The sequence below is a fragment of the Streptomyces sp. NPDC005811 genome, assembly GCF_040630405.1.
GTDB lineage: Bacteria > Actinomycetota > Actinomycetes > Streptomycetales > Streptomycetaceae > Streptomyces.
Genome location: NZ_JBEXXK010000003.1, coordinates 36,144 through 59,449, shown reverse-complemented (window position 1 = coordinate 59,449; position 23,306 = coordinate 36,144). Strand labels below are relative to the sequence as shown.

Below are 23,306 nucleotides of genomic sequence, written 5' to 3'. Positions count from 1 at the left end.
GACTATTCGACCGATAGTGATCATCTCTTTCGTACGACGACGAAGTCGGCGAGCGCCGTGAACCGGTCCCGCACCTGCTCGGGCATGTCCACGGCGTTCAGGGCCTCGATGGCGACGGCGTGCTGGCGGCGGGCCTCCCCGGCGGTCCAGTCCCGGCCGCCGGCCTCCTCGATGAGCGCGGCGCGGGCCGCGAACTCCTCCTCGGAGAAGGTCGCGAAGTCGCTGCTCTTGGCGTCGGCGGCGAGGATCTCGCCGAGCTGCTCGGAGGCGGGGCCGCCCGCCGCGAGCGCCGCCACGACCGGCAGGGACTTCTTGCGCTGACGCAGATCGCTCCAGGTCTGCTTGCCGGTGGCGACCGGGTCGCCCCAGATGCCGAGGAGGTCGTCGACGGCCTGGAAGGCCAGGCCGAGGTGGTAGCCGTACTTCTCCAGGGTGTCGGCGGTGCGCTCGTCCGCGCCGCCGAGCACGGCGCCGATGGAGCTGGCGCAGGCCAGCAGGGCGCCGGTCTTGTTGCCCTCCATCTCCAGGCACTCCTCGACGCTGACGCGGTCGCGGTGCTCGTAGGAGATGTCCTGGGCCTGGCCGTCGATCAGGGCGCGGGTGGCGGTGGTCAGCCGGCGGGTGGCGCGGCCGGCCTCCGCGGTGCCGAGTTCGAGGAGGATCTCGTTGGCGAGGGCGAACAGGGCGTCGCCGACCAGGATCGCCTGGGCGGGGCCGTGCACCTTCCAGACGGTGTCGCGGTGCCGGCGCTGCTCGTCGCCGTCCATCAGGTCGTCGTGCAGGAGCGAGAAGTTGTGGACCAGCTCCACGGCGACCGCGCCGGGCACCCCGGTCCCGGGGGCGGCGCCGGTCACCTCGGCGGAGAGCACGGCGAGGGCGGGACGGACCGCCTTGCCGCCGTCGCCGTCGGTCGGGTTGCCCTGGGCGTCGATCCAGCCGAAGTGATAGGCGGCGACCGTGTCCATGGGCGGCGCCAGCCGGTCGACGGCCGCCCGGAGCACCGGAGTGGCCAGGGTGCGGCCGCGCTCCAGGAGCGCGGTGACGTCCACCGCGGTCCTGCGAGCGGCCGGCGAGGCCGGAGGCACAGTGGGCACAGTTTCTCCTCTTGTTGCGGTACCGGAGGGGGTGCGGGGGTGTGCCGAGCCGTGCTGATCGAGCATCAGGCCGCCTCCTCGAACGCGAAGAGCCGGTGGGGTCGGGGCCGGCCGAGGGCGCCGAGCACGGCGTCCGCCGCGTTCACGCCGCTGCGGACCGCACTCTCCATGGTCGCGGGCCACCCTGTGGCGGTCCACGCTCCGGCCAGGTACAGGCCGGGGGCTTCGGTGCGGGCGCCGGGACGCAGCCGCCCGACGCCGGGGGCGGGAGCGAACGTCGCGTGGCGCTCCCGGGTGACGAAGAAGTCCCTCACCCCGGCGCCGCGCGCGCGGGGCAGCAGCCGTTCGAGTTCGGGGAGATAGCGCGCGCGCAACTCGGCGACCGGGGTGTCGATCTCGTCCTGGGCGGTGGACTGGGACAGCGCGAGGTACTGGCCCTCGCGCAGCCCGGAGGCGTCGGTGCGGTCGAACACCCACTGCACGGGGGTGCCGAGCGCGGCGAGGAAGGGGGCGTCCAGCACCTTGCGGTCGTAGACGACATGGACGTTGAGGATGGGCGCGGTGCCGATCTCCCGCAGCCGTTCGGGGGCGTGCAGCGCCCCGGGCGGCAGCAGATCGCGGGTCTCGCCCTGCGGTACGGCGAGGACGACGGCGTCGGCGGTGAGCGTCTCGCCGGGAACCCGGACGCTCCAGCGCCCGTCCTCCTCGGCGGAGACGGAGGTGACCCGGGTGCGGACCTCGGTGCGCACGCCCGCGGAGTCGAGTTCCTTGCGGGCCAGCCGGTCGTGCAGGTCGCCCAGCGGGACATGGGCCCAGCCGATGTCGGCGGCGCCCGGGTCGGACAGCAGTCCGGTCTTGAACACCATCGCGGCGAGCGCGAGGGAGGCCTCGCCCGCCACCGCGTTGAGGGTGGCGACCCCGACCAGGTCCCACAGGGCCTCGACGGCGCGGGCCGACTGGCCGTGCGCGGTCAGCCAGCTGCCGAAGTCCTGCGCGTCCAGCGCCGGATCGGCGAGGTCGAGCCCCTTGAGCGCGAGCGCGGCCCGGCCCACCCGGGCCCGTTCGGCGAGGGAGAGATGCGGGTACGTGGCGAGGCTGCGCCCGAGGTGCAGGGGCACCGGCAGGGCGTCGCGACGCAGCCGGCCGAGCCGGCGTCCCGCGGGCCGTTCGACATCGACAACGGGCACGTCGAGACGATTTTGCAGAGGTGCCAGGGCGGCGCCCCCGATGCGGTCGAGGAACCAGCGGTAGGCGGTGCAGCAGCGCAGATAGACATGCTGGCCGTTGTCCACGGTGAGGTCGCCGCGCCGGAAGGAGAAGGCCAGACCGCCCAGGCGGGGACGGCCCTCCAGCAGGGTGACGCGCACGCCCGCGTCGGCGAGCGCGAGCGCGGCGGTGATCCCGGCGAGCCCGCCGCCGACGACGACCGTGTGCCGTCCGTCGGCGCCCTGCCGTCCGTCGCTCATCGTGCACCCTCCCCTGCCGCCCTGCCGTGGTAGGTGAACTGTGCACGGCGGGCGGTCGCACTCAGGGACGCCGCGCCGCAGCGGAGGGTTGCGTGCCGCTTTCCGTAGGTTCCTGTGGTTTCTCCGGCGGCTCCACCCCGACCCGCGGTGTCGCCCACGGCGCCCATCAGGCATGCCTCCTGACGGTCTGCCGTGAGACGTGCCGGGCGTCCAGTCCCGACAGTCCGCGCACGGCGACATAGGCCTTCTCGCGGCCGGGCAGCGAGACCCGGCCGCGCAGCACGGCGGCGGGGTCGCGTTCGATGCGGTCGAGGAGGCGCCGGTAGATGCCGGCCATGGCGGCGACACAGGCGCCGCTGCGCCGGTCGAGCAGGGGCAGCAGCCGGTAGCCCTCGGCGAACAGGGCCCGGGCCCGGCGCACCTCGAAGTGCACGAGTCCCGCGAAGTCGGAGCCCTCCGGCGGGGTCGGCCCGTCGAACCCGGCCGAGCAGCCGAACTTGGCGAGGTCGTCGGCGGGCAGATAGGTCCGGCCGCCGGCCGCGTCCTCGCGGACGTCCCGCAGGATGTTCGTCAACTGGAGCGCGAGCCCGAGCGTATCGGCGTACTCCGGCGCGCGCTCGGCGCCGCGCGCCCCGGGTTCCGTGCCGAACACACCGAGCGAGAGGCGTCCGATGGCGCCCGCCACACAGCGGCAGTACGCCTTCAGGTCGTCCCAGGTCTCGTAGGTCTCGCCGCGTACGTCCATCAGGACGCCGTCGATCAGTTCGTCCAGGCCGCCGAGCGGGACCGGGAAGACCCGCGCGGTGTGGGCGAGGGCGACCGCGACGGGGTCGGTGTCGTCCTCGTCGACCTCGCCGTCGCGGACCCGCGCGAGCAGAACGCGGGTGTCCTCGAGGCGGGACGCCTTGACCTTGTCCTCCAGCGCGCCGTCGCCGATGTCGTCGACGCGGCGCGAGAAGGCGTACAGCGCCGACATCGCGCGGCGTTTCGGTGTGGGCAGCAGCCGGATCCCGTAGGCGAAGTTACGGGCCTGCTGTCCGGTGACGGCCTCGCAGTAGCTGTAGGCGGCGAGTACCGGTGCGGACACGTGCGGTGACGACTCCACGGTCCGGATCACCCCTCTCCTCGCAGAGTCACGCCCACCTCGCGCAGCAGCCGGAGCTTGCCGGGCTTGGGCGGGCCGGGAAGTACGTCGTATCCGGCGGCGGCAATCGCGTGGACCGCCGCCCGTCCCCCTGCCACGAACCCTGCGAGCAGCAGCCTCAGCCTGCCGTGGACGCTACCCACGAGGGGGGCGCCTTCATTCAGCAGATCGCGGGCGCGTTGCGCCTCGAACGCGACCAGGGCGCGCACCGAGGCGCCCGCCGAGGGCGCGGCGAGATCCGCCTCCCGCACATGGAAGCGCTTCATGTCGGAGGCGGGCAGGTAGACCCGGTCGCGGCCGAGGTCCTCGGCCACGTCCTGGAGGTGTTCGACGATCTGCAGTGCGGTGCAGACCGCGTCGGAGCGGCGGATCCGCTCGGGGGTCGAGGTGCCGGTGACGGCGAGCACGAGACGGCCGACGGGGTTGGCGGACAGCTCGCAGTAGGCGAGGAGGTCGTCGTAGGTCTCGTAGCGCTTGACGAGCTGGTCCTGGCGGTTGGCGGCGATCAGCGCGAGGAACGGCTCGGGGGTCAGGGAGTGCCGGCGGACCGTGGGCAGCAGACCGCGCAGCAGGGGGTGGCGGGGTTCCCCGTGGGGTCCGGGGGACCGCTCGAACACGCGGAGCAGGTCGGTCTCGAAGGCGTCGAGGAGGAGCATGCGGTCCTCGGCGTCGGTGGCCGGAACGCCGAGGAGGGCTGCGTCGGCGCCGCCGGGGGCGAGGTCGCCGTCACCGATGTCGTCGACGAGGCGGGCGAAGCCGTAGACGGCCATGAGGTCCTCGCGCCAGGCGCGGGGCAGGAAGAACGGGGCGACGGGGAAGTTCTCGTCGGCGGCCTTGTCGAGGGTGCCGCGCCCGGGGCCGCCGGTACGGGGCACGGCCGGCGCCGTCATCGTTCGCTACCCGGGGCAGGGACGGCACGTACTGCGTTGAGCTGGGGAGTCTCCGTAGCCATTGCCGTCACATCTCCCGTTCTACACCGCCGACCCAAGACACACTATTTCGGACACGCCGCCCGGCTGTCCGCACGGCAGCCTCGACCGAGGGTGTCGCGCATTATCGCCCCACTTGACGCGTTTCGGGACCTGTCACAGCTTACGTTGTACAACGCAGCGAGGTTCGCGCGGGTGTCCCGCAGATCACAACAACACACCGATTGGCGTCAAGATTCCTACGCGGTCCCGGAGTTGACGCTTCCTTTGCAGACGCGGGGCCCCGCCGGACCGTTCCGGCGGGGCCCCGGGTCGCCACGCGCTACTTGCCCGTGAACTTCTCGTACTCCTTGAGGACCTCGTCGGTCGGTCCGTCCAGGCGGAGTTCGCCGCGTTCCAGCCACAGGACGCGGTCGCAGGTGTCGCGGATCGACTTGTTGCTGTGGCTGACCAGGAACACCGTGCCGGCGTGCTTGCGCAGCTCCCGGATGCGTTCCTCGGAGCGCCTCTGGAACTTGCGGTCGCCGGTGGCCAGGGCCTCGTCGATCATCAGGACGTCGTGGTCCTTGGCGGCGGCGATGGAGAAGCGCAGCCGGGCCTGCATGCCGGAGGAGTAGGTGCGCATCGGCAGGGTGATGAAGTCGCCCTTCTCGTTGATGCCGGAGAAGTCGACGATCTCCTGGAAGCGCTCCTTGACCTGCTCCCGGGACATGCCCATGGCGAGCCCGCCGAGGATGACGTTGCGCTCGCCCGTGAGGTCGTTCATCAGGGCCGCGTTGACGCCGAGCAGCGAGGGCTGGCCGTCGGTGTAGACCTTGCCGCTCTCCGGCGGCAGCAGACCGGCGATGGCCCGCAGCAGGGTGGACTTGCCGGAGCCGTTGGAGCCGATCAGGCCGATGGCCTCCCCGCGGTGGGCGACGAAGGAGACACCGCGGACCGCGTGCACCTTGCGCACACCGCGCGCCTCGTCGTCGGAGCCCCGCCTGATCATCCGGCTCAGCGCGGCGGTGGCGCTGCCCTTGCCCGTCTTCGCGCCGTTGACGCGGTAGACGATGTGCACGTCGTCGGCGATGACGGTGGGGATGTGCTGCCCCGGTACCTGCTCAGCCACGTCCGTACCTCTCCTCGGCCTTCCAGAAGTACAGGAAGCCGCCGACCGCGAGCAGCAGGGCCCAGCCGCCGGCGACGGCCCAGACGTGCTCGGGGAGGTTCTCGGCGCCGTACTCCTCGATGAGCGCGAAGCGCATGAGGTCCATGTAGATGGCGGCCGGGTTCCACTGCAGGACGTTGGCCACCCACTGCGGCTTGTCGGCGAGGAAGACGGGGATGGAGAACATCACGCCGGAGGCGTACATCCAGGTCCGCATCACGAACGGCATCAACTGGGCGAGGTCGGGGGTCTTCGCGCCGGCCCGGGCGAACACCAGCGCCAGTCCGGTGTTGAAGGCGAACTGCAGGATCAGCACCGGCACGATCAGCGCCCAGGAGGCGTCCGGGTAGCTGCCGAAGCCGATCACGACGACGAACATCACCAGCATCGAGTACAGCAGCTGCTGGAGCTGCTGGAGCGCGAAGGAGATGGGCAGCGAGGCACGCGGGAAGTGCAGGGCGCGCACGAGGCCGAGGTTGCCGGAGATCGCCCGGACCCCGCTCATCACGGAGCTCTGCGTGAAGGTGAACACGAAGACGCCCGTGACCAGGAACGGGATGTACACGTCCTTGGGCATGCCCCGGCTGGCGTTGAGCAGCACGCCGAAGATCATGAAGTACACGAACGCGTTCAGCAGCGGCGTCGCCACCTGCCACAGCTGGCCGAGCTTGGCCTGGCTGTACTGCGCGGTCAGCTTCGCCCGGGAGAACGCCAGGATGAAGTGCCGGCGTCCCCAGAGCTGGCGGACGTACTCCCGCACCGGGGGCCGGGCGCCGCTCACGGCCAGCCCGTACTTGGCGGCCAGCTGGGCGGCCGTCAGGCCCTCGTCGGGCGACGGAAGCGCGCTCACCGCGACTCCGCCGTCATGCGTTGTCTCACTCACAAGTAGGAAACTTTCGTCTTCGCGATGCACGGCCTTGACAGGGCCGGCATGAGCCGGGGGGCTCGCGGTCCGGCCGGGAGCCCTCTGGGACGAGCTTGTCAGATGACCGGGGGGCGGCCCAGTCTGGTCAGCCGCCACACCGTACGCCACTTCATGGGCCTGCGCGGCCCGCACGGTGTGGTCCAGCCTTCCCGGAAGCCGCCGCACCACGCCTTCAGCGCGGACCGCGAGGGCCGCCGGGCCAGGGTGAGCAGCAGCCACACCCCGAGATAGACCGGAACGAGCACGGCGGGCAGGTTGCGCCGGGCCAGCCAGACCCGGTTGCGCGCCACCATGCGGTGGTAGACCGCGTGCCGCGAGGGCGCGGTCGTGGGGTGGTACAGCACCATGTCGGACCGGTAGTCGATCATCCAGCCCGCGTCGAGGGCCCGCCAGGCGAGGTCGGTCTCCTCATGGGCGTAGAAGAACTCGTCCGGCAGTCCACCCACGTCCGCGAAGACCTTCGTACGGACGGCGTTGGCGCCGCCGAGGAAGGTGGTGACCCGGGAGGAGCGCATCGGGTCGGCGGCCCGCAGCCGCGGGACGTGCCGGCGCTGGGTGACTCCGGTGTCCGGGTCGGCGATGCGGAAGCTGACGATGCCGAGCCCCGGGTCGGCGGTGAAGGCCCGCCGGCACAGCTCGGCGGTGTCCTTGCGGGCCAGCAGGCCGTCGTCGTCCAGGAAGAGCAGGACGTCGGCGTCCCGGCCGCCCGGGCCGAAGGCCTCGATGCCGACGTTGCGGCCGCCGGGGATGCCGAGGTTCTCGGGCAGTTCGACCGTGCGCACGCCGTCGGGGACGTCCGGGACGGGCGAGCCGTTGCCGACCACGACGACCTGGACCGGGTCGCCGTCCTGCCCCGCGACCGAGTCGATCAGGTCCCTCAGCTCGTCGGGGCGGTTGCCCATGGTGATGATCACCGCCCCGACCTTCAGGGCGCTCACTTGAGCCTGCTCGACGCGAGGATCGAAACCAGGTGCAGCAGGGTCTGGAGCAGGGCGATGCCGGCGAGTACGGCGACGCCGAGGCGGGTGAAGAAGAGGTCGCCGCGGATCTGGTCGGCTATCGCCAGGGCCAGGATCAGCAGGGACGCCTCGATGCCGAGGATCAGCCGGTGGAACTTCAGCGCGGCGGCGGCCCGGCGGGCCAGTGCCATGCCGGAGGAGCGCATCTCGGCGGCGGCCTCCTTGACCGGCTCCTTGCCGGTCTGGTGGCGGGCGACGCCGACCAGGTCGGTCTCGGCCTTGATCAGGATCGCGCCGAGCGCGGCCAGGGTGCCGAGGAAGGCCCACAGCCAGTCGATGCGGCCGCTCCCCCACAGGTCCGCGGCGCGCAGCCCGAGGCCGACGAGCACGGCGGCGTCGGTGAGGTACGCGCCGACGCGGTCGAGGTAGACCCCGTTCAGCGAGTACATCTTCTTCCAGCGCGCGATCTCGCCGTCCACGCAGTCCAGCAACAGGTACAGCTGGACGCAGAGGACGCCGAGGACGGCGCCCGGGATCCCCGGCACGAGGAGTGCCGGGGCCGAGAGCACGCCGAAGACGGTCATCAGGTACGTGAGCTGGTTGGGCGTGACCCTGGTGTTCACCAGGTAGCGGTCCACCCGCAGGGACACCTCACGCATGTAGAGGCGTCCCATCCAGTGCTCACCGCTGCGCCGGTCCTTCACCCCCGGAGGGTGGACGACCGGTCTGAGTTCAGCTACCGATGGCCTTGACATAGTCGGCGTAGATGTCCTTGATCTGGTCGGTCTTGAGGTCGAGGTGTTCGAGGATCGTGTAGCGGCCGGGCCGGGTCTCGGGGGCGAACTCCACGGCGCGGACGAACTCGTCCACGGTGAAGCCGATCTCCTCCGGGAGCACCGGCAGTCCGTGCCGTCGGAGCACCTGTGCCGTGTAGGCGGACTCCTCGTGCGCCCCGCGCAGGTACATCGCGAAGGCGGCGCCGAGGCCGCACTGCTCGCCGTGGCTGGCGGCGCGCCGGGGGTAGAGCAGGTCGAAGGCGTGGTTGATCTCGTGGCAGGAGCCCGAGGCGGGCCGTGAGTCGCCCGAGATCGACATCGCGACGCCGGTGAGGACCAGCGCCTCCGCGAGCACCTGGAGGAAGGCGTCGTCGCCGATGCCGCCCGGGTGCCGCAGCACCGCCTCGCCGGCCTGGCGGGCCATCGCCGAGGCGAGCCCGTCGATCTTCTCGCCGGTGACGCGGTTGGAGAGTTCCCAGTCCGCGATCGAGTTGATGTTGGAGATGGCGTCGCCGATGCCGGCCCGGACGAAGCGTGCCGGGGCCTCGCGGATGACGTCCAGGTCGATCACGACGGCGATCGGGTTGGGCACGCCGTAGGAGCCGCGGCCCGCGTCGTTGTCGAGGGTGGCGACCGGGGAGCACAGGCCGTCGTGCGCGAGGTTCGTGGGCACGGCGACCAGCGGGAGGCCGACCCGTGCCGCGGCGAACTTTGCGCAGTCGATGATCTTGCCGCCGCCCAGGCCCACGACGGCGTCGTAGTGGCCGGCCTTTATGTCGCCGGCCAGCCGGACGGCGTCGTCGAGGGTGCCGCCGCCGACCTCGTACCAGGTGGCACCGGGCAGCAGGGGGGTGAGCCGCTCGCGCAGCCGGGCGCCCGAGCCGCCGCTGACGGCGACGGCGAGCCTGCCGGAGTGCGAGATGCGCTCGTCGGCGAGGACGCATCCCAGGTCGTCGAGGGCACCCGGGCGGATGTCGACGACGAGCGGCGAGGGGATGAGCCGGGTCAGTACTGGCACGCGATCTCCCGTCCTCGGGCGAGATCGTCGTGGTTGTCGATCTCGACCCAGTCGACGGCACCGATGGGCGCGACGTCGATCCGGAAGCCACGGTTCACCAGCTCCTGGTAGCCGTGCTCGTAGAACTGCTGCGGGTCGGTCTCCCACACGGTCTTCAGCGCGTCGGCCAGTTCGGGGGCGGCGTCGCCCTCGATGAGCGTGACGCCGATGTACTCGCCGGTGGCCTCGGCCGGGTCCATCAGCTTGGTGATCTTCGTCATGCCCCGCTCGGGGTCGACGACGACCTTCATCTCCTCGTCGGCGAGGGACTTCACGGTGTCCAGGGCGAGGATGATCCGCCGGCCCTCGCCGCGGGCGGCGAGCAGCGTCTTCTCGACGGAGACCGGGTGCACGGTGTCGCCGTTGGCGAGGATCACGCCGTCCTTGAGGGCGTCACGGCCGCACCACAGGGAGTAGGCGTTGTTCCACTCCTCGGCCTTGTCGTTGTCGATCAGGGTGAGCTTGAGGCCGTACTTCGCCTCCAGCGCCTCCTTGCGCGCGTACACGGCCTCCTTGCGGTAGCCGACGATGACCGCGACCTCGGTCAGCCCGATCTCGGCGAAGTTGCCGAGGGTCAGGTCCAGGACCGTGGGCTCGCCCTCTATGCCCGCGGGCCCCACCGGCACCAGCGCCTTGGGCAGGCTGTCGGTGTAGGGGCGCAGACGCCGTCCGGCGCCGGCCGCCAGCACGAGGCCGATCATGCGGGTTCTCCTTCGTCGTGTACGGCGGGGGCCCCTGCGGACACCCAGAAGCGGATGCTCTCGACGAGCACCACGAGGGCGACGGCCACGGCGAGAACCGTGAGCGCAACCGTGAACTGCGGGGCGGTGAGCAGGGCGGCCAGCACCGCCACGAGCAGCGTCCGCCCCTCCTGCCCCCCTACGGCGCGCACCAGCCAGGCCGGCGGCGCTCCGGCGTCGCCGCGGATGCGGTACACCGTGTCGTAGTGATGGTAGGCGACGGCGGCCACCAGCCCGAAAGCCGCAGGAAGGGCTCCGTTCACCTCGGACTTCGCCGCGAGGATCAGGACGGTGAGGTATTCGCCGGCCCGGAAGAGCGGGGGGACGAGCCAGTCGAGGGCGCCCTCGAGGGGGCGCGAGACGGCTTCGGCCGAGGCCAGGACGTAGGCACCGGCCATCAGGACGGTCCACCAGCCCGGTCCCCACAGCCAGGATCCCGCCACGACCAGGACGAGGCCCCCGGCGGCGCTGAGCGGCGCCAGGTGGCCGCCCGTGCCGCGCAGGACGCGGGCCAGCCCCTGGGCGAGGGGGCCGCTGTCGGTCAGGTCCGCCAGCGCCTGCGCGGCCCGGTCGGTGCGCCTGGCCTTGCGGGTCACCGAGCGCAGCACCCGCCCGGCCGTCGTGTACGTGGCCGCGAAGGCGCAGCCCACGAGCAGCGCGTAGAAGGTGATCCGGGGGGTCGTGGCGGCCGTCAGGACGGCGATCATGGCCCAACGTTCACCGATGGGCAGGACGATCATCCGCCGCACCCAGACCGTCCAGCCGACGCTGTCGAGCTTGTCGGAGAGGGCGGCGGTGGGGCTGGTGTTGGCGGTGGCGTCGTGGTTCGCCTCGTTGAAGGAGAAGTCGACCACGTGCCGGCAGGTCTGGAGGATCATCGCGCCGAGCGCGAGCGCCCATACGTCGTCGCCGCCCTTCGCCGCTCCCAGCGCGAGGCCGGCGTAGTAGGCGTACTCCTTGATCCGGTCGAACGTGGCGTCGAGCCAGGCGCCGAGCGTGGAGTACTGCAGGGAGTAGCGGGCGAGCTGCCCGTCGGTGCAGTCGAGCACGAAGGACGCGATGAGCAGGACGCCGGCCGCGGCGAAGCCGCCCCGGGTGCCGGTGGCCGCGCACCCGGCCGCGATCAGCGCGGTGATCAGGGAGGCGGTGGTGACCTGGTTGGGGGTGAGGCCCCGGCGGGCGCACCAGCGGGCGATGTAGCGGGAGTACGGGCTGATGCAGTACGTGGTGAAGAAGCCGTCGCGGGCCTTCACGGCCGACTTCAGGCGTACGGCCTCGTCGTCGACGGAGGCGACGGCCTGCCGTGCCTCGTTGCGGGCCTGGGGGTCGGCGGGGACCTCGGCGACGAGGCTGCCGAGCTCGGGGCGGTGGACGCCCTCGCCGTCGGCGTCGAGGCCGGTGACGACCCGGTCGGCGAGGCTGTCCACGGCGAGTGCGGTGCCGCCGCCCGCGGCGTTCTCGCGGGCCAGCGCGCGGGTGAGGGCCGGGCGGCCGGCGGACTGCGCGGTGAGCGCGCCGGGGATCGCGGCGAGCGGGAAGCGCGGGTCGGTGAGGCCGAGGCGCAGGGCGTGCAGATGGCCGACGAAGCGGGCGTCGACGACGGCGACCCGGTCCTGGGCCGGCACCTCGGCGAGCAGCGCCTCGGTGTCGGCGCTGCCGGCGGCGAGCCGGACGTCGAAGCCGAGGGAGCGCAGATCGCCCTCGATCGACGATCCGGGGACCGGCTGACCGGTGAGGATGGCGGTCGGCAACCGAACTCACTCCCTGGGTCCCGACGCGTCCGCGCCGGTCGTGTACACGATGGGGGCGCCCTGGGCGTGCCCCGGTCGGGGCCGGGCGGGCGGCATGTCGGCAGAGGCTATCGGATGCCGGGAAGGCCGCGTTCACCGGCCGTTCAGCTCCGGTCAACGCGGTCGGACGGCACTGGTTTGAACCGGCCTTTGCCGAGATCATCATCATCGATCGGCGGCCCGCCCGACAAACCGCGGCGGTCCCCGGGCGCGCGCCACGGGGCCAGGTGTCTGACATGGGGGACATTGCGGGCGGCGCGGGGCCTCGGCATAGGGTGGGCGGCCATGACGTGGCTGATCACCGGCGGAGCCGGATACATAGGGGCCCATGTGGCGCGGGCCATGACGGGCGCCGGGGAGCGCGTCGTCGTCCTGGACGACCTCTCGGCCGGCGTTCCGGCCCGGCTGCCGGCGGACGTCGCCCTGGTGCGGGGCTCCGCGCTGGACCCGGCCCTGCTCAAGGAGGTCCTGGCCGGGCACGCCGTGACGGGTGTGGTGCATCTGGCCGCGCACAAGCAGGTCGCCGAGTCGGTCGCGCAGCCGACCCGCTACTACCGGGAGAACGTCGGCGGTCTGGCCACGCTCCTGGAGGCGGTGGCCGAGGCCGGGGTGCGGCGGTTCGTGTTCTCCTCGTCGGCGGCCGTCTACGGCAACCCGGACGTGGACCTCATCACGGAGGACACCCCGTGCGCCCCGGTGAACCCGTACGGCGAGACCAAGCTCGCCGGGGAGTGGCTGGTGCGGGCGGCCGGGCGGGCGCACGGCATCACGACGACGTGTCTGCGCTACTTCAACGTGGCGGGCGCCGCCGCGCCCGAGCTGGCCGACACCGGGGTGTTCAACGTCGTGCCGATGGTCTTCGACCGGCTGACCCGCGCGCAGGCCCCGCGGATCTTCGGCGACGACTATCCGACGCCGGACGGCACCTGTGTGCGGGACTACATCCATGTCGCGGACCTGGCCGAGGCGCATCTCGCGGCGGCCCGCCGGCCGGCCGGCGACGGGGGCGACCTGACCGTGAACATCGGGCGCGGCGAGGGTGTCTCGGTGCGCGAGCTGGTCACGCTGATCGGCGAGGTGACCGGCGACACACGGCCCGCGGTGGTCGAGGGGCGGCGCCCGGGTGACGCGCCGCGCGCGGTCGCCTCGGCCGGGCTGGCCGCGCGGGAACTGGGCTGGACGGCCCGGCACGGGGTGCGCGAGATGGTGGAGTCGGCCTGGCGGGGCTGGCTGCTCCACCAGGGCTGAGCGGCCAGTGAGGGTGCCCTGACCTGCGGTTCGTTTACGCAGGTCAGGGCACATGACAACGGTGTTCAGTGCCGCGTTGCCGGATACCCCCCACCCGTAGTTCACTGTGATCCCGGGCGACCACAGGAGGGTGTTTCCCATGGGGGCTGGGCACGACCACGGCCACGGACACACGCATGCGCCGACCACCGGTACGGCCGCGGCGGCGTACCGCGGCAGACTGCGCGTGGCGCTGGCGATCACGCTCGGCGTCATGGTGGTCGAGATCGTCGGCGGGCTCCTCGCCGACTCCCTCGCACTGATCGCGGACGCGGCGCACATGGCGACGGACGCGCTGGGCCTGGGCATGGCGCTGCTCGCCATCCACGTCGCGAACCGGCCCGCGAGCACCAACCGCACCTTCGGGTACGCCCGCGCCGAGATCCTGGCCGCGCTCGCCAACTGTCTGCTGCTGCTCGGCGTCGGCGGGTACGTCCTGTACGAGGCGGTGCGGCGGTTCGTCACCCCGGCCGGCACCGAGGGCGGGCTGATGATCTGGTTCGGCGCCATCGGCCTGGTCGCGAACATGATCTCGCTCACGCTGCTGATGCGGGGTCAGGCGGAGAGCCTGAACGTGCGCGGGGCGTTCCTGGAGGTGGCGGCGGACGCGCTGGGCTCGGTCGCGGTGCTGATCTCGGCCGTGGTGATCCTCACCACCGGCTGGGAGTACGCCGACCCGATCGCCTCGCTGGTGATCGGTCTGATGATCGTGCCGCGCACGGTGAAGCTGCTGCGCGAGACGCTGGACGTGCTGCTGGAGGCGGCGCCCAAGGACGTCGACATGGCGGAGGTGCGGGCCCACATCGTCGCGCTGGACGGGGTGGAGGACGTGCACGATCTGCACGCCTGGACGATCACCTCGGGGATGCCGGTGCTGTCGGCGCACGTGGTGGTGCGCTCGGACGTGCTGAACGCGATCGGCCACGAGAAGATGCTGCACGAGCTCCAGGGCTGCCTCGGCGACCACTTCGACGTGGAGCACTGCACCTTCCAGCTGGAGCCGGTGGGCCACGCGGAGCACGAGGCGCGGCTCTGCCACTGAGCCAGTGATTCGCACACCTGTTCAGGACGGTTCCTCACCCGGGGCCCCGGGCAAGATCACCCGCGGGGCCCGCCGTCGTCCCGCGGGGGACGGGCGCGGCGTTCGTGCGAAGCGCCGGGCGGACCGGGCTCGTACGGCAGACTGGGGACGCGAGGACCGATGCTAAGGATGGGTATGCCGATCACACCTGCCACCGCGACGCACAGCTCGTCGAGCGGCACCGCGGAAGCGATTTTGCTGGAACTGGTCGACGAGGACGGCGTGACGATCGGCACCGAGGAGAAGCTCGCGGCCCACCGGCCGCCGGGGCGGCTGCACCGGGCGTTCTCGGTATTTCTCTTCGACGAGCGGGGCAGGCTGCTGCTCCAGCAGCGGGCGCTCGGCAAGTACCACTCCCCCGGCGTGTGGTCCAACACCTGCTGCGGCCACCCCTACCCGGGCGAGGCGCCCTTCGCGGCGGCCGCGCGGCGCACGTTCGAGGAGCTGGGGGTGTCGCCGTCGCTGATGGCGGAGGCGGGCACGGTCCGCTACAACCATCCGGACCCGGCGTCGGGCCTGGTGGAGCAGGAGTACAACCACCTCTTCGTCGGGCTGGTGCAGTCGCCGCTCGGGCCGGACCCGGAGGAGGTCGGCGACACGGCCTTCGTGACCCCCGACGAGCTGGCCGAACGGCACGCGAAGGATCCGTTCTCCGCGTGGTTCATGACCGTGCTGGACGCGGCCCGGCCCGCCGTGCGGGAGCTGACGGGGCCGTCGGCCGGCTGGTGAGCCGACGGGCGGTCAGGGCAGCCGTACGGGCTTGAGCGGCAGTGCGGCCCAGATCACCTTGCCGCCGCCGGAGGTGTGCTCGACGTCGCAGACCCCGCCCGCCTCCCTGGTGATCTCCCGCACCAGCAGCAGCCCGCGGCCGTTGGTCTCCTCGTGGTCGGCCTCCAGGGCCGTCGGGCGGTAGGGGTGGTTGTCCTCGACGGCCACCCGCACCCACTCGGCCCCCACCGCCACCTCCACCGCGAGCGTCGGCGACAGCAGCGCCGCGTGCCGGACGGCGTTGGTGACGAGTTCCGAGACGATCAGCAGCAGCCCCTGGACCAGGTCCTCCGAGACCGGCACCCCCTGGCGCAGGAGCAGGTCGCGCACGGCGTGCCGGGCCTGGGGGACGGAGGCGTCCACGGCCGGTGCGGTGAAACGCCAGACGCCTTCGTAGGGCAGCGGCCGCTGCGCCGGGTCCGCCAGGGACTCGGGAGGTGCGTCCGCGCCGCCCTCGGGGCGTGGGTCGGGCCCGCGCCCGTGGTTGTCCATCGTCCGGTCGCCGCCCTCGCGCTCGATTGTCACCACACGTCGAGTGTTGGCAACGAGCTGCGTCACACCTCCCGACTGACCAGAAGTCAGCCATTATCGAGCGTTCCCGACCACCCTTGTCCGGGGAAGTCGCGGCCGTGACCGACCCTGATCCGATGGTGCCGCTTTCGCGCACTCTTCGGGTTGTACGGGTTCGGCGGCCCCCTCGGTCCCCCTCGCCCGTTTCGTCCCCCGAGGCCGCTGTGACCGGGACCGGGGCGCGGAGGCTAGCATCCGGGCCATGGAGCCCGAACTGCTGCACGGCGTCACCGACGGGGTCGCCACCGTCGTCCTGCACCACCCGGCGAAGCGCAACGCCATGACCGCGCCGATGTGGGCCGCGCTGCCGCCGCTGCTGGAGAAGCTGGCCGCCGATCCCGGGGTCCGGGCGCTGGTGCTGACCGGCGCGGGCGGCACCTTCTGCGCGGGCGCCGACATCTCCACGCTCCAGGGCTCCCCGGACGAGGCCCAGGAACTGGCCGTACGGGCCGAGGAGGCACTCGCGGCGTTCCCCAAGCCGACGCTGGCCGCCGTGAAGGGGCACTGCGTGGGCGGGGGCGCCCAGCTCGCGGCGGCCTGCGATCTGCGGTTCGCCGAGGAGGGCGCGCTGTTCGGGGTGACACCGGCCAACCTCGGGATCGTCTACCCGTCCTCCGCCACCCGCCGGCTGGTGGCCCTCGTCGGCCCCGCCGCCGCCAAGTACCTGCTGTTCTCCGGTGAGTTGATCGACACCGAGCGGGCGCTGCGCACCGGTCTGGTCGACGAGGTGCTGCCGCCCGACGCACTCGACGAGCGGGTCGCGGAGTTCACCCGGGTCCTCGTCTCGCGCTCCCGGCTGACCCAGGCGGCCGCGAAGGAGTTCGCGAACGGCCGCACGGACCGCGACGCCCACTGGGCCGCGCAGGCCCGGCTCGCCGGCGACGCCGCGGAGGGCGTCGCCGCCTTCCTGGAACGCCGGGAACCGCGCTTCACCTGGACCGTCACGTCAGGATGAACCGGCTGCGGGACCGCAGCGCGTCGACGAGGTGCGCGGGGGCCTTGTGCGGGGCGCCGGCGTCGTAGGGCGGCTGCGGGTCGTACTCCGTGGCCCAGCTGTACGGCCCGGGCGTGGTCGTCGCCCGCGATCCGGCCGAGCAGGGCGAGCCCCATGTCGATGCCGGCGGAGACGCCAGCCGCGGTGACGTACTTGCCGTCGACGACGACGCGTTCGCCGGTCGGTTCGGCGCCGTACGCCGCGAGCCGTTCCAGGGCCAGCCAGTGCGAGGTGGCGCGGCGGCCCCGCAGGAGTCCGGCGGCGGCCAGCAGCAGGGAGCCGGTGCACACGGACGTCGTCCAGGTGCTGGTGGCGTCCGCGGCGCGCAGCCACTCCAGCAGCGGCTCGTGCTCCATCAGGTCGCTCTGCCCGGGACCGCCCGATACCACCAGCACGTCCGGGCGGGGTACGTCGGCGAGCGCCCGGTCGGCGACGACGGCGAGGCCGCCCCGGTCGGTGCGCACGGGGCCGGGGCGCAGCGACACGAACACGGTCTCCGCCTCCGGGGTCCGGGCGAGCATCTCGTAGGGGCCCACGGCGTCCAGGGCGGTGAAGCGGTCGTAGACGAGGATCGCGATCTGCATCGGATTCTGCATCGGGTTCCCTTCCCGGTGGTTCAGTGGACGGATGCCGGGCGGAAGCGGCGGCGGTACTCCGCGGGGGCCGTGCCGAGCGTCCTGACGAAGGCGCGCCGCATCGCCTCGGGGGTGCCGTAGCCGCTGGCGCGGGAGATCTCCTCGACGCCGTCGGCGGTGTCCTCGAGGAGCCGGCGGGCGTGTTCGAGGCGGACCCGGTCGACGTAGCGGCCGGGGGTGGTGCCGGTGTCGGCGCGGAAGGCACGGGCGAAGTGGCGCGGTGAGAGCCGGGCACGGGCGGCGAGCGCCTCGACGCTCAGGTCGGCGCCGGGGTGCTCGGTGATCCAGTGCTGGATCTCCCGCAGCGGCCCGCTCCGCGCGGTCCGGGCGGCCGGCTGGGCACGGAACTGGGCCTGGTTGCCCGGCCGGCGCAGGAAGACGACCAGATGGCGGGCCACGGCCAGCGCGGCGTCCCGCCCGAGGTCCTCCTCGACCAGGGCGAGCGCCAGGTCGATGCCGGAGGTGACGCCCGCCGAGGTGTAGACCCGGCCGTCCCGGACGTAGATCGGATCGGGGTCGACCCGGACGGCGGGATGGTCGCGGGCGAGGGTGTCGCCGTAGGCCCAGTGGGTCGTCACCCGGCGGCCGTCGAGCAGCCCGGCCGCCGCGAGCGGGATCGCGCCGGTGCACACCGAGACCAGGCGCTCCGCGCGCGGGGCGTGCGCCCGGAGCCAGTCGGTCAGCTCCGGGATCTCCCGGCGGGCGCCCCGGCCGCCCGGGACCACGAGGGTGTGCGGTGCACGCGCACGCGTGAGGGCCTCGTCGGGGACGACCGTCAGCCCGCTGGAGGTGCGCACCGGGGCACCGTCCAGGGAGGCCGTGCGGACGCGGTAGGAGCCCGGGGTGTGCCGCTCGGCACCCGTGAAGACCTCCAGGGGGCCGGTGACGTCGAGACTCTGGACGTCGTCGAACAGCACGAAGAGAACGGTGCGGACGGTGCGCTGCGCCATGGGCACGATTCTTCGCGGCGCGCGCCGAGGGCGGCAAGGACGAATACCCCACCTTTTCTGCCATGCGGGGCGATGTCGTCGGGGCGGCGGCGGGTTGTCGGTGCCACCTGCCACAATTGCGGCGCAACCTCAGTGGAGAAGGCGGTACGGGCTCGTGACGACACCGGGATCCCTCGAAGCAGGGTCCATCGAAGGCAGGATCGCCGAGGAGCTCGGCGTACGGGAACGGCAGGTCAAGGCCGCCGTGGAGCTGCTGGACGGCGGCTCGACGGTGCCCTTCATCGCCCGGTACCGCAAGGAAGCGACCGAGATGCTCGACGACGCGCAGCTGCGCACGCTCGAGGAGCGGCTGCGCTATCTGCGGGAGCTGGAGGAGCGGCGCACCGCAATCCTGGAGTCGGTGCGCGAGCAGGGCAAGCTCACCGAGGCGCTGGAGGCGCAGATCCGCGGCGCCGAGACGAAGGCGCGGCTGGAGGACGTCTACCTCCCGTACAAGCCCAAGCGGCGCACCAAGGCGCAGATCGCGCGCGAGGCGGGTCTGGAGCCGCTGGCCGAGGGCCTGCTCGGCGACCCGGGCGTGGAGCCGCTCGCGGCGGCGGCCGCGTTCATCGACGCCGACAAGGGCGTCGCCGATCCGCAGGCCGCGCTGGAGGGCGCGCGGGCGATCCTGACCGAGCGGTTCTCGGAGGACGCCGACCTGATCGGCGAGCTGCGCGAGCGGATGTGGGGGCGGGGGCGGATGGCCGCCAGGGTGCGCGACGGCAAGGAGGAGGCGGGCGCGAAGTTCGCCGACTACTTCGACTTCGCCGAGCCGTTCACCGAGCTGCCCTCGCACCGGATCCTGGCGATGCTGCGGGGCGAGAAGGAGGAGGTCCTCGACCTCGCCCTGGAGCCGGATGAGCCCTCCGAGCAGCCCGGACCGTCGTCGTACGAGGGGATCGTCGCGTCGAGGTTCGGCATCGCCGAGCGCGGCCGGCCGGGCGACAAGTGGCTGACGGACACCGTCCGCTGGGCCTGGCGGACCCGCATCCTCGTCCACCTCGGCATCGATCTGCGGCTGCGGCTGCGCACGGCCGCCGAGGACGAGGCGGTGAACGTGTTCGCCGCGAACCTGCGGGACCTGCTGCTCGCGGCGCCCGCCGGCACGCGCGCGACGCTGGGTCTCGACCCCGGTTTCCGCACGGGCGTGAAGGTGGCCGTGGTGGACGCGACCGGCAAGGTCGTCGCGACGGACGTCATCTACCCGCACGTCCCGGCCAACAAGTGGGACGAGGCGCTCGCCAAGCTGGCGCGGCTGGCGCAGGAGCACGCGGTCGAGCTGGTCGCGATCGGCAACGGCACGGCGTCCCGGGAGACCGACAAGCTCGCCGGTGAGCTGATCACCCGGCACCCGGAGCTGAAGCTCACCAAGGTGATGGTGTCCGAGGCGGGCGCCTCGGTGTACTCGGCCTCCGCGTTCGCCTCGCAGGAGCTGCCCGGCATGGACGTCTCGCTGCGCGGCGCGGTCTCCATCGCGCGCCGGCTCCAGGACCCGCTGGCCGAGCTGGTGAAGATCGACCCGAAGTCGATCGGCGTGGGCCAGTACCAGCACGACCTGTCCGAGGTGAAGCTGTCGCGTTCGCTGGACGCGGTGGTGGAGGACTGTGTGAACGGCGTCGGGGTGGACGTCAACACGGCGTCGGCGCCCCTGCTCGCCCGGGTCTCCGGCATCACCTCCGGGCTCGCCGAGAACATCGTGGCGCACCGGGACGCCAACGGGCCGTTCTCCTCCCGTACGGAGCTGAAGAAGGTGTCGCGGCTCGGTCCCAAGGCCTACGAGCAGTGCGCGGGCTTCCTGCGGATCCGGGGCGGCTCCGACCCGCTGGACGCCTCCAGCGTGCACCCGGAGGCGTACCCGGTGGTACGGCGCATGGTGAAGACCTCCGGCCAGGAGGTGGCCTCCCTCATCGGCAACACGGGGGTGCTGCGCTCGCTGCGGCCCGCGGACTTCGTGGACGACACGTTCGGTCTGCCGACCGTCGGGGACATCCTCAGGGAGCTGGAGAAGCCGGGGCGCGACCCCCGGCCCGCCTTCAAGACGGCCACCTTCAAGGAGGGCGTGGAGAAGATCTCCGACCTTGCGCCCGGGATGGTCCTGGAGGGCGTCGTGACGAACGTGGCGGCCTTCGGCGCGTTCATCGACATCGGTGTCCACCAGGACGGGCTGGCGCATGTCTCGGCGCTGTCGAAGACGTTCGTCAAGGACCCGCGGGACGTGGTCAAGCCGGGTGACATCGTCAAGGTGAAGGTCCTCGACGTCGACATCCCGCGCAAGCGGATCTCGCTCACCCTCCGGCTGGACGACGAGGCGGCCGCCCAGGGCCAGGACCGCTCCTCCGGCGGCGGACGGCCGCAGCGGGGCGGCGGACGCCCGCCGCAGCAGCGGCAGCAGCAGCAGGGCGACCGGCGCGGCGGGAACGGCGGTCAGCGCGGGGGCGGCGGCTCGCGCCAGGCACCGCCGCCGGCCAACAGCGCGATGGCCGACGCCCTGCGCAAGGCGGGCCTGCTCGACCCGAAGAAGGGCCGCGGCTGACCTGACCGCGGGCCCCGGTTCCCGACAGGGCGCCGGGGCCCTTGCCCCTCGTACAGTGACGGTATGACCACTTCGCGTGTCCGCACCTGGACCGTCACGGCGAGCGGCGGTTACGAGACCGCGTGGACCGAGACCGGCGAGGGCCTGCTGCGGGCCCGGGGGCGCGCGGTCGGCACCCGGCCGGAGCCGTACTGGGTGTCGTACGACCTCGACACCGCCGACGGTTTCACGACCCGGCGGCTGCGGGTGACGGTGGAGACCGCCGAGCGGACCAGGTCGCTGGATCTACGGCACGACGGCCGGGGCGGCTGGACGGCCGACGGGGAGCCGCTGCCCGGCTTCCAGGACGCCGTCGACTGCGATCTGGGCCTGTGCCCGCTCACCAACACCCCGCCGGTGCTCCGGCACGACCTGCACCGGACACCGGGCGAGCGACGCCTGCTGACGGCCTGGGTGTCGGTACCGGCCCTCACCGTACGACCCTCCTGGCAGACCTACACCCACCTCGGACCGGACGAACGGGGCACCCGGGTACGGTTCACGTCCGGCAGCTTCCGCACCGAGATCATCTTCGACCGGGACGGCTTCGTACAGGACTACCCTGACCTGGCCACACGGCTCGCTTGAAAGCCGTCGGGCACGGCCCGACGAGACTCATGCGCCTCATCCGGGCCAGGCCGGAGGGCAGCGCCCGGGCACCCGCGTCCGGCCAGGCGCCTAGCGTTCCGTCACCTTGCCGGACGCCACCTCCAGGCGGCGGGTGACATGGACCGCGTCCAGCATGCGGCGGTCGTGGGTGACGAGGAGGAGCGTGCCCTCGTAGGCGTCGAGGGCCGACTCCAGTTGTTCGATGGCGGGCAGGTCCAGGTGGTTCGTGGGCTCGTCGAGGACGAGGAGGTTGACGCCGCGGCCCTGGAGGAGGGCGAGGGCGGCGCGGGTGCGCTCGCCGGGTGACAGGGTGGCCGCCGGCCGCAGGACGTGGTCCGACTTCAGACCGAACTTGGCCAGCAGGGTGCGGACCTCGACCGGTTCGGTGTCGGGGACGGCCGCGGAGAAGGCGTCCAGCAGGGACTCCGTGCCGTGGAACAGTTTGCGCGCCTGGTCGACCTCGCCCACCAGGACGCCCGAGCCGAGCGCCGCGTGCCCGCCGTCCAGGGGGATCCGGCCGAGGAGCGCGGCGAGCAGGGTCGACTTGCCCGCGCCGTTCGCACCGGTGACCGCGACCCGGTCGGCCCAGTCGATCCGGAGGGTCACCGGGCCGAAGGCGAAGTCGCCCCGCCGTACCTCCGCGTCCCGCAGGGTGGCGACCACCGCCCCGGAGCGCGGGGCGGCCGCGATCTCCATGCGCAGCTCCCACTCCTTGCGGGGCTCCTCGACGACCTCCAGGCGCTCGATCATGCGCTGGGTCTGCCGGGCCTTCGCGGCCTGCTTCTCACTGGCCTCGCTGCGGAACTTTCGGCCGATCTTGTCGTTGTCGTTGTTCGCCTTGCGCCGGGCGTTCTTCACGCCCTTGTCCATCCAGGACCGCTGCATCTGGGCGCGGTCCTGGAGGGCGGAGCGCTTGTCGGCGTACTCCTCGTAGTCCTCGCGCGCGTGCCGGCGGGCCACGTCCCGCTCCTCCAGATAGGCGTCGTAGCCGCCGCCGTAGAGGTTGATCCGCTGCTGGGCGAGGTCGAGTTCGAGGACCTTGGTGACGGTGCGGGTGAGGAACTCGCGGTCGTGGCTGACGACGACGGTGCCCGCGCGCAGTCCGGTCACGAAGCGTTCGAGGCGCTCCAGGCCGTCGAGGTCGAGGTCGTTGGTGGGCTCGTCGAGGAGGAAGACGTCGTAGCGGGACAGCAGCAGGGAGGCGAGGCCCGCGCGGGCGGCCTGGCCGCCGGACAGGGCGGTCATCGGCTGGTCCAGCCCGACACCGAGGCCGAGGGAGTCGGCGACCTCCTCGGCGCGCTCGTCGAGGTCGGCGCCGCCGAGCCCGAGCCAGCGCTCCAGGCTGGTCGCGTACGCGTCGTCCGCGCCCGGGGCGCCGTCCACCAGGGCCTGGGTCGCCTCGTCCATGACCCGCTGGGCCTCGGCGACTCCGGTGCGCCGGGCGAGGAACTCGCGCACGGTCTCCCCGGGGCGCCGCTCCGGCTCCTGCGGCAGATGGCCGACGGTCGCGGTGGGCGGGGAGAGCCTGAGCTCGCCCTGTTCGGGCGCGCCGAGCCCGGCGAGCAGCCGCAGCAGGGTGGACTTGCCCGCACCGTTGGCACCGACCAGCCCGATCACGTCACCGGGCGCGACGACGAGGTCCAGCCCGGAGAAGAGGGAGCGGTCGCCGTGTCCGGCGGCGAGGTTCTTGACGACGAGGGTGGCGGTCACAGGTCGTAGATCCTAGTGGTCGCGCGGCCGGGCGGGCGCACGGGTTTCCCGGCGGCCCTCA

General features: G+C 72.7%; 21 protein-coding genes and 1 pseudogene. 6 read left to right on the top strand and 16 right to left on the bottom strand.

Features of this window, described 5'->3' with window-relative positions; genetic code table 11:
• Positions 1–20: 20 nt before the first annotated feature.
• The 12 genes from ABZ490_RS03930 to ABZ490_RS03875 all read right to left on the bottom strand — a co-directional run bounded on the left by ABZ490_RS03930 (position 21) and on the right by ABZ490_RS03875 (position 11,991).
• Positions 21–1,085 (bottom strand): polyprenyl synthetase family protein, encoded by a 1,065-nt coding sequence (locus ABZ490_RS03930; RefSeq protein WP_358984321.1) that lies wholly within the window; start codon positions 1,083–1,085, stop codon positions 21–23.
• A gap of 74 nt (positions 1,086–1,159) precedes the next feature.
• Complete coding sequence (gene hpnE / locus ABZ490_RS03925) at positions 1,160–2,560, bottom strand: hydroxysqualene dehydroxylase HpnE (protein ID WP_358983717.1); 1,401 nt, start codon at positions 2,558–2,560, stop codon at positions 1,160–1,162.
• Entirely contained in the window at positions 2,557–2,727 is a 171-nt protein-coding gene (locus ABZ490_RS03920) for a DUF6380 family protein (protein WP_358983715.1), read from the bottom strand. The genes hpnE and ABZ490_RS03920 overlap by 4 nt, the downstream gene beginning before the upstream one ends.
• On the bottom strand, positions 2,727–3,677 hold the full coding sequence (hpnD, locus tag ABZ490_RS03915) for a presqualene diphosphate synthase HpnD (RefSeq protein WP_358983713.1): 951 nt from the start codon (positions 3,675–3,677) through the stop codon (positions 2,727–2,729). Before hpnD ends, ABZ490_RS03920 begins: the two co-directional genes overlap by 1 nt.
• On the bottom strand, positions 3,674–4,594 hold the full coding sequence (gene hpnC / locus ABZ490_RS03910) for a squalene synthase HpnC (protein ID WP_358983711.1): 921 nt from the start codon (positions 4,592–4,594) through the stop codon (positions 3,674–3,676). The genes hpnD and hpnC overlap by 4 nt, the downstream gene beginning before the upstream one ends.
• 361 nt (positions 4,595–4,955) lie before the next feature.
• The gene (locus ABZ490_RS03905; protein ID WP_358983709.1) at positions 4,956–5,744 is read right to left on the bottom strand and encodes an ABC transporter ATP-binding protein; all 789 of its coding nucleotides are present in this window, start codon (positions 5,742–5,744) and stop codon (positions 4,956–4,958) included.
• Positions 5,737–6,666: an ABC transporter permease gene (locus ABZ490_RS03900; protein WP_340374580.1), complete on the bottom strand. Its 930-nt coding sequence runs from the start codon at positions 6,664–6,666 to the stop codon at positions 5,737–5,739. The genes ABZ490_RS03905 and ABZ490_RS03900 overlap by 8 nt, the downstream gene beginning before the upstream one ends.
• A 98-nt stretch (positions 6,667–6,764) precedes the next feature.
• Positions 6,765–7,610, bottom strand: a complete 846-nt coding sequence (locus tag ABZ490_RS03895; RefSeq protein WP_358984319.1) for a glycosyltransferase — start codon at positions 7,608–7,610, stop codon at positions 6,765–6,767.
• Positions 7,611–7,642: 32 nt separating this feature from the next.
• Positions 7,643–8,422, bottom strand: a complete 780-nt coding sequence (locus ABZ490_RS03890) for a CDP-alcohol phosphatidyltransferase family protein (RefSeq protein WP_358983706.1) — start codon at positions 8,420–8,422, stop codon at positions 7,643–7,645.
• Entirely contained in the window at positions 8,400–9,461 is a 1,062-nt protein-coding gene (locus ABZ490_RS03885) for an iron-containing alcohol dehydrogenase family protein (RefSeq protein ID WP_358983704.1), read from the bottom strand. Before ABZ490_RS03885 ends, ABZ490_RS03890 begins: the two co-directional genes overlap by 23 nt.
• Positions 9,449–10,201 (bottom strand): phosphocholine cytidylyltransferase family protein, encoded by a 753-nt coding sequence (locus ABZ490_RS03880; protein ID WP_358983702.1) that lies wholly within the window; start codon positions 10,199–10,201, stop codon positions 9,449–9,451. The genes ABZ490_RS03885 and ABZ490_RS03880 overlap by 13 nt, the downstream gene beginning before the upstream one ends.
• A complete protein-coding gene (locus ABZ490_RS03875; RefSeq protein ID WP_358983700.1) occupies positions 10,198–11,991 on the bottom strand; it encodes a DUF5941 domain-containing protein in 1,794 nt (597 codons plus the stop codon). Before ABZ490_RS03875 ends, ABZ490_RS03880 begins: the two co-directional genes overlap by 4 nt.
• Before the next feature lie 324 nt (positions 11,992–12,315).
• Between ABZ490_RS03875 and galE the strand changes: the two genes are divergently transcribed.
• From galE to idi, 3 genes are all read left to right on the top strand, one after another.
• Positions 12,316–13,278, top strand: a complete 963-nt coding sequence (gene galE / locus ABZ490_RS03870) for a UDP-glucose 4-epimerase GalE (protein WP_358983698.1) — start codon at positions 12,316–12,318, stop codon at positions 13,276–13,278.
• 139 nt (positions 13,279–13,417) lie between these two features.
• Entirely contained in the window at positions 13,418–14,359 is a 942-nt protein-coding gene (locus tag ABZ490_RS03865; protein ID WP_358983696.1) for a cation diffusion facilitator family transporter, read from the top strand.
• 174 nt (positions 14,360–14,533) lie between these two features.
• A complete protein-coding gene (idi, locus tag ABZ490_RS03860) occupies positions 14,534–15,127 on the top strand; it encodes an isopentenyl-diphosphate Delta-isomerase (protein WP_358983694.1) in 594 nt (197 codons plus the stop codon).
• Positions 15,128–15,139: 12 nt separating this feature from the next.
• On the opposite strand, the gene ABZ490_RS03855 is transcribed toward idi, so the two are convergent.
• Positions 15,140–15,658, bottom strand: a complete 519-nt coding sequence (locus ABZ490_RS03855) for an ATP-binding protein (protein ID WP_358984316.1) — start codon at positions 15,656–15,658, stop codon at positions 15,140–15,142.
• A 280-nt stretch (positions 15,659–15,938) separates the two neighbouring features.
• On the opposite strand from ABZ490_RS03855, the gene ABZ490_RS03850 reads away from it, so the two are divergent.
• The gene (locus tag ABZ490_RS03850; RefSeq protein ID WP_358983692.1) at positions 15,939–16,691 is read left to right on the top strand and encodes an enoyl-CoA hydratase/isomerase family protein; all 753 of its coding nucleotides are present in this window, start codon (positions 15,939–15,941) and stop codon (positions 16,689–16,691) included.
• On the opposite strand, the pseudogene ABZ490_RS03845 reads toward ABZ490_RS03850, so the two are convergent.
• Both ABZ490_RS03845 and ABZ490_RS03840 read right to left on the bottom strand, forming a co-directional pair.
• Positions 16,678–17,314, bottom strand: a pseudogene (locus ABZ490_RS03845) (DJ-1/PfpI family protein). The gene ABZ490_RS03850 and the pseudogene ABZ490_RS03845 sit on opposite strands and share 14 nt — an antisense overlap.
• Before the next feature lie 32 nt (positions 17,315–17,346).
• Entirely contained in the window at positions 17,347–18,315 is a 969-nt protein-coding gene (locus ABZ490_RS03840; protein WP_358983690.1) for a GlxA family transcriptional regulator, read from the bottom strand.
• Between the two features lie 154 nt (positions 18,316–18,469).
• Here ABZ490_RS03840 and ABZ490_RS03835 point away from each other — a divergent pair, with 154 nt between their 5' ends.
• Together ABZ490_RS03835 and ABZ490_RS03830 are read left to right on the top strand one after the other, a co-directional pair.
• A complete protein-coding gene (locus ABZ490_RS03835) occupies positions 18,470–20,887 on the top strand; it encodes a Tex family protein (RefSeq protein WP_358983688.1) in 2,418 nt (805 codons plus the stop codon).
• Between the two features lie 63 nt (positions 20,888–20,950).
• Complete coding sequence (locus ABZ490_RS03830; protein WP_358983686.1) at positions 20,951–21,514, top strand: putative glycolipid-binding domain-containing protein; 564 nt, start codon at positions 20,951–20,953, stop codon at positions 21,512–21,514.
• Between the two features lie 90 nt (positions 21,515–21,604).
• Here ABZ490_RS03830 and ABZ490_RS03825 read toward each other — a convergent pair whose 3' ends face one another.
• A complete protein-coding gene (locus ABZ490_RS03825) occupies positions 21,605–23,245 on the bottom strand; it encodes an ABC-F family ATP-binding cassette domain-containing protein (protein WP_358983684.1) in 1,641 nt (546 codons plus the stop codon).
• Positions 23,246–23,306: the final 61 nt, after the last annotated feature.

What these genes read in the sequence shown, in the direction of transcription:
- hpnE (WP_358983717.1), bottom strand. Translation starts at nt 2,560, where the DNA reads ATGAGCGACGGACGGCAGGGCGCCGACGGACGGCACACGGTCGTCGTC.
- ABZ490_RS03920 (WP_358983715.1), bottom strand. Translation starts at nt 2,727, where the DNA reads ATGGGCGCCGTGGGCGACACCGCGGGTCGGGGTGGAGCCGCCGGAGAA.
- hpnC (WP_358983711.1), bottom strand. Translation starts at nt 4,594, where the DNA reads ATGACGGCGCCGGCCGTGCCCCGTACCGGCGGCCCCGGGCGCGGCACC.
- ABZ490_RS03895 (WP_358984319.1), bottom strand. Translation starts at nt 7,610, where the DNA reads ATGGGCAACCGCCCCGACGAGCTGAGGGACCTGATCGACTCGGTCGCG.
- ABZ490_RS03890 (WP_358983706.1), bottom strand. Translation starts at nt 8,422, where the DNA reads ATGTCAAGGCCATCGGTAGCTGAACTCAGACCGGTCGTCCACCCTCCG.
- ABZ490_RS03880 (WP_358983702.1), bottom strand. Translation starts at nt 10,201, where the DNA reads ATGATCGGCCTCGTGCTGGCGGCCGGCGCCGGACGGCGTCTGCGCCCC.
- galE (WP_358983698.1), top strand. Translation starts at nt 12,316, where the DNA reads ATGACGTGGCTGATCACCGGCGGAGCCGGATACATAGGGGCCCATGTG.
- ABZ490_RS03865 (WP_358983696.1), top strand. Translation starts at nt 13,418, where the DNA reads ATGGGGGCTGGGCACGACCACGGCCACGGACACACGCATGCGCCGACC.
- idi (WP_358983694.1), top strand. Translation starts at nt 14,534, where the DNA reads ATGCCGATCACACCTGCCACCGCGACGCACAGCTCGTCGAGCGGCACC.
- ABZ490_RS03855 (WP_358984316.1), bottom strand. Translation starts at nt 15,658, where the DNA reads ATGGACAACCACGGGCGCGGGCCCGACCCACGCCCCGAGGGCGGCGCG.
- ABZ490_RS03850 (WP_358983692.1), top strand. Translation starts at nt 15,939, where the DNA reads ATGGAGCCCGAACTGCTGCACGGCGTCACCGACGGGGTCGCCACCGTC.
- ABZ490_RS03840 (WP_358983690.1), bottom strand. Translation starts at nt 18,315, where the DNA reads ATGGCGCAGCGCACCGTCCGCACCGTTCTCTTCGTGCTGTTCGACGAC.
- ABZ490_RS03830 (WP_358983686.1), top strand. Translation starts at nt 20,951, where the DNA reads ATGACCACTTCGCGTGTCCGCACCTGGACCGTCACGGCGAGCGGCGGT.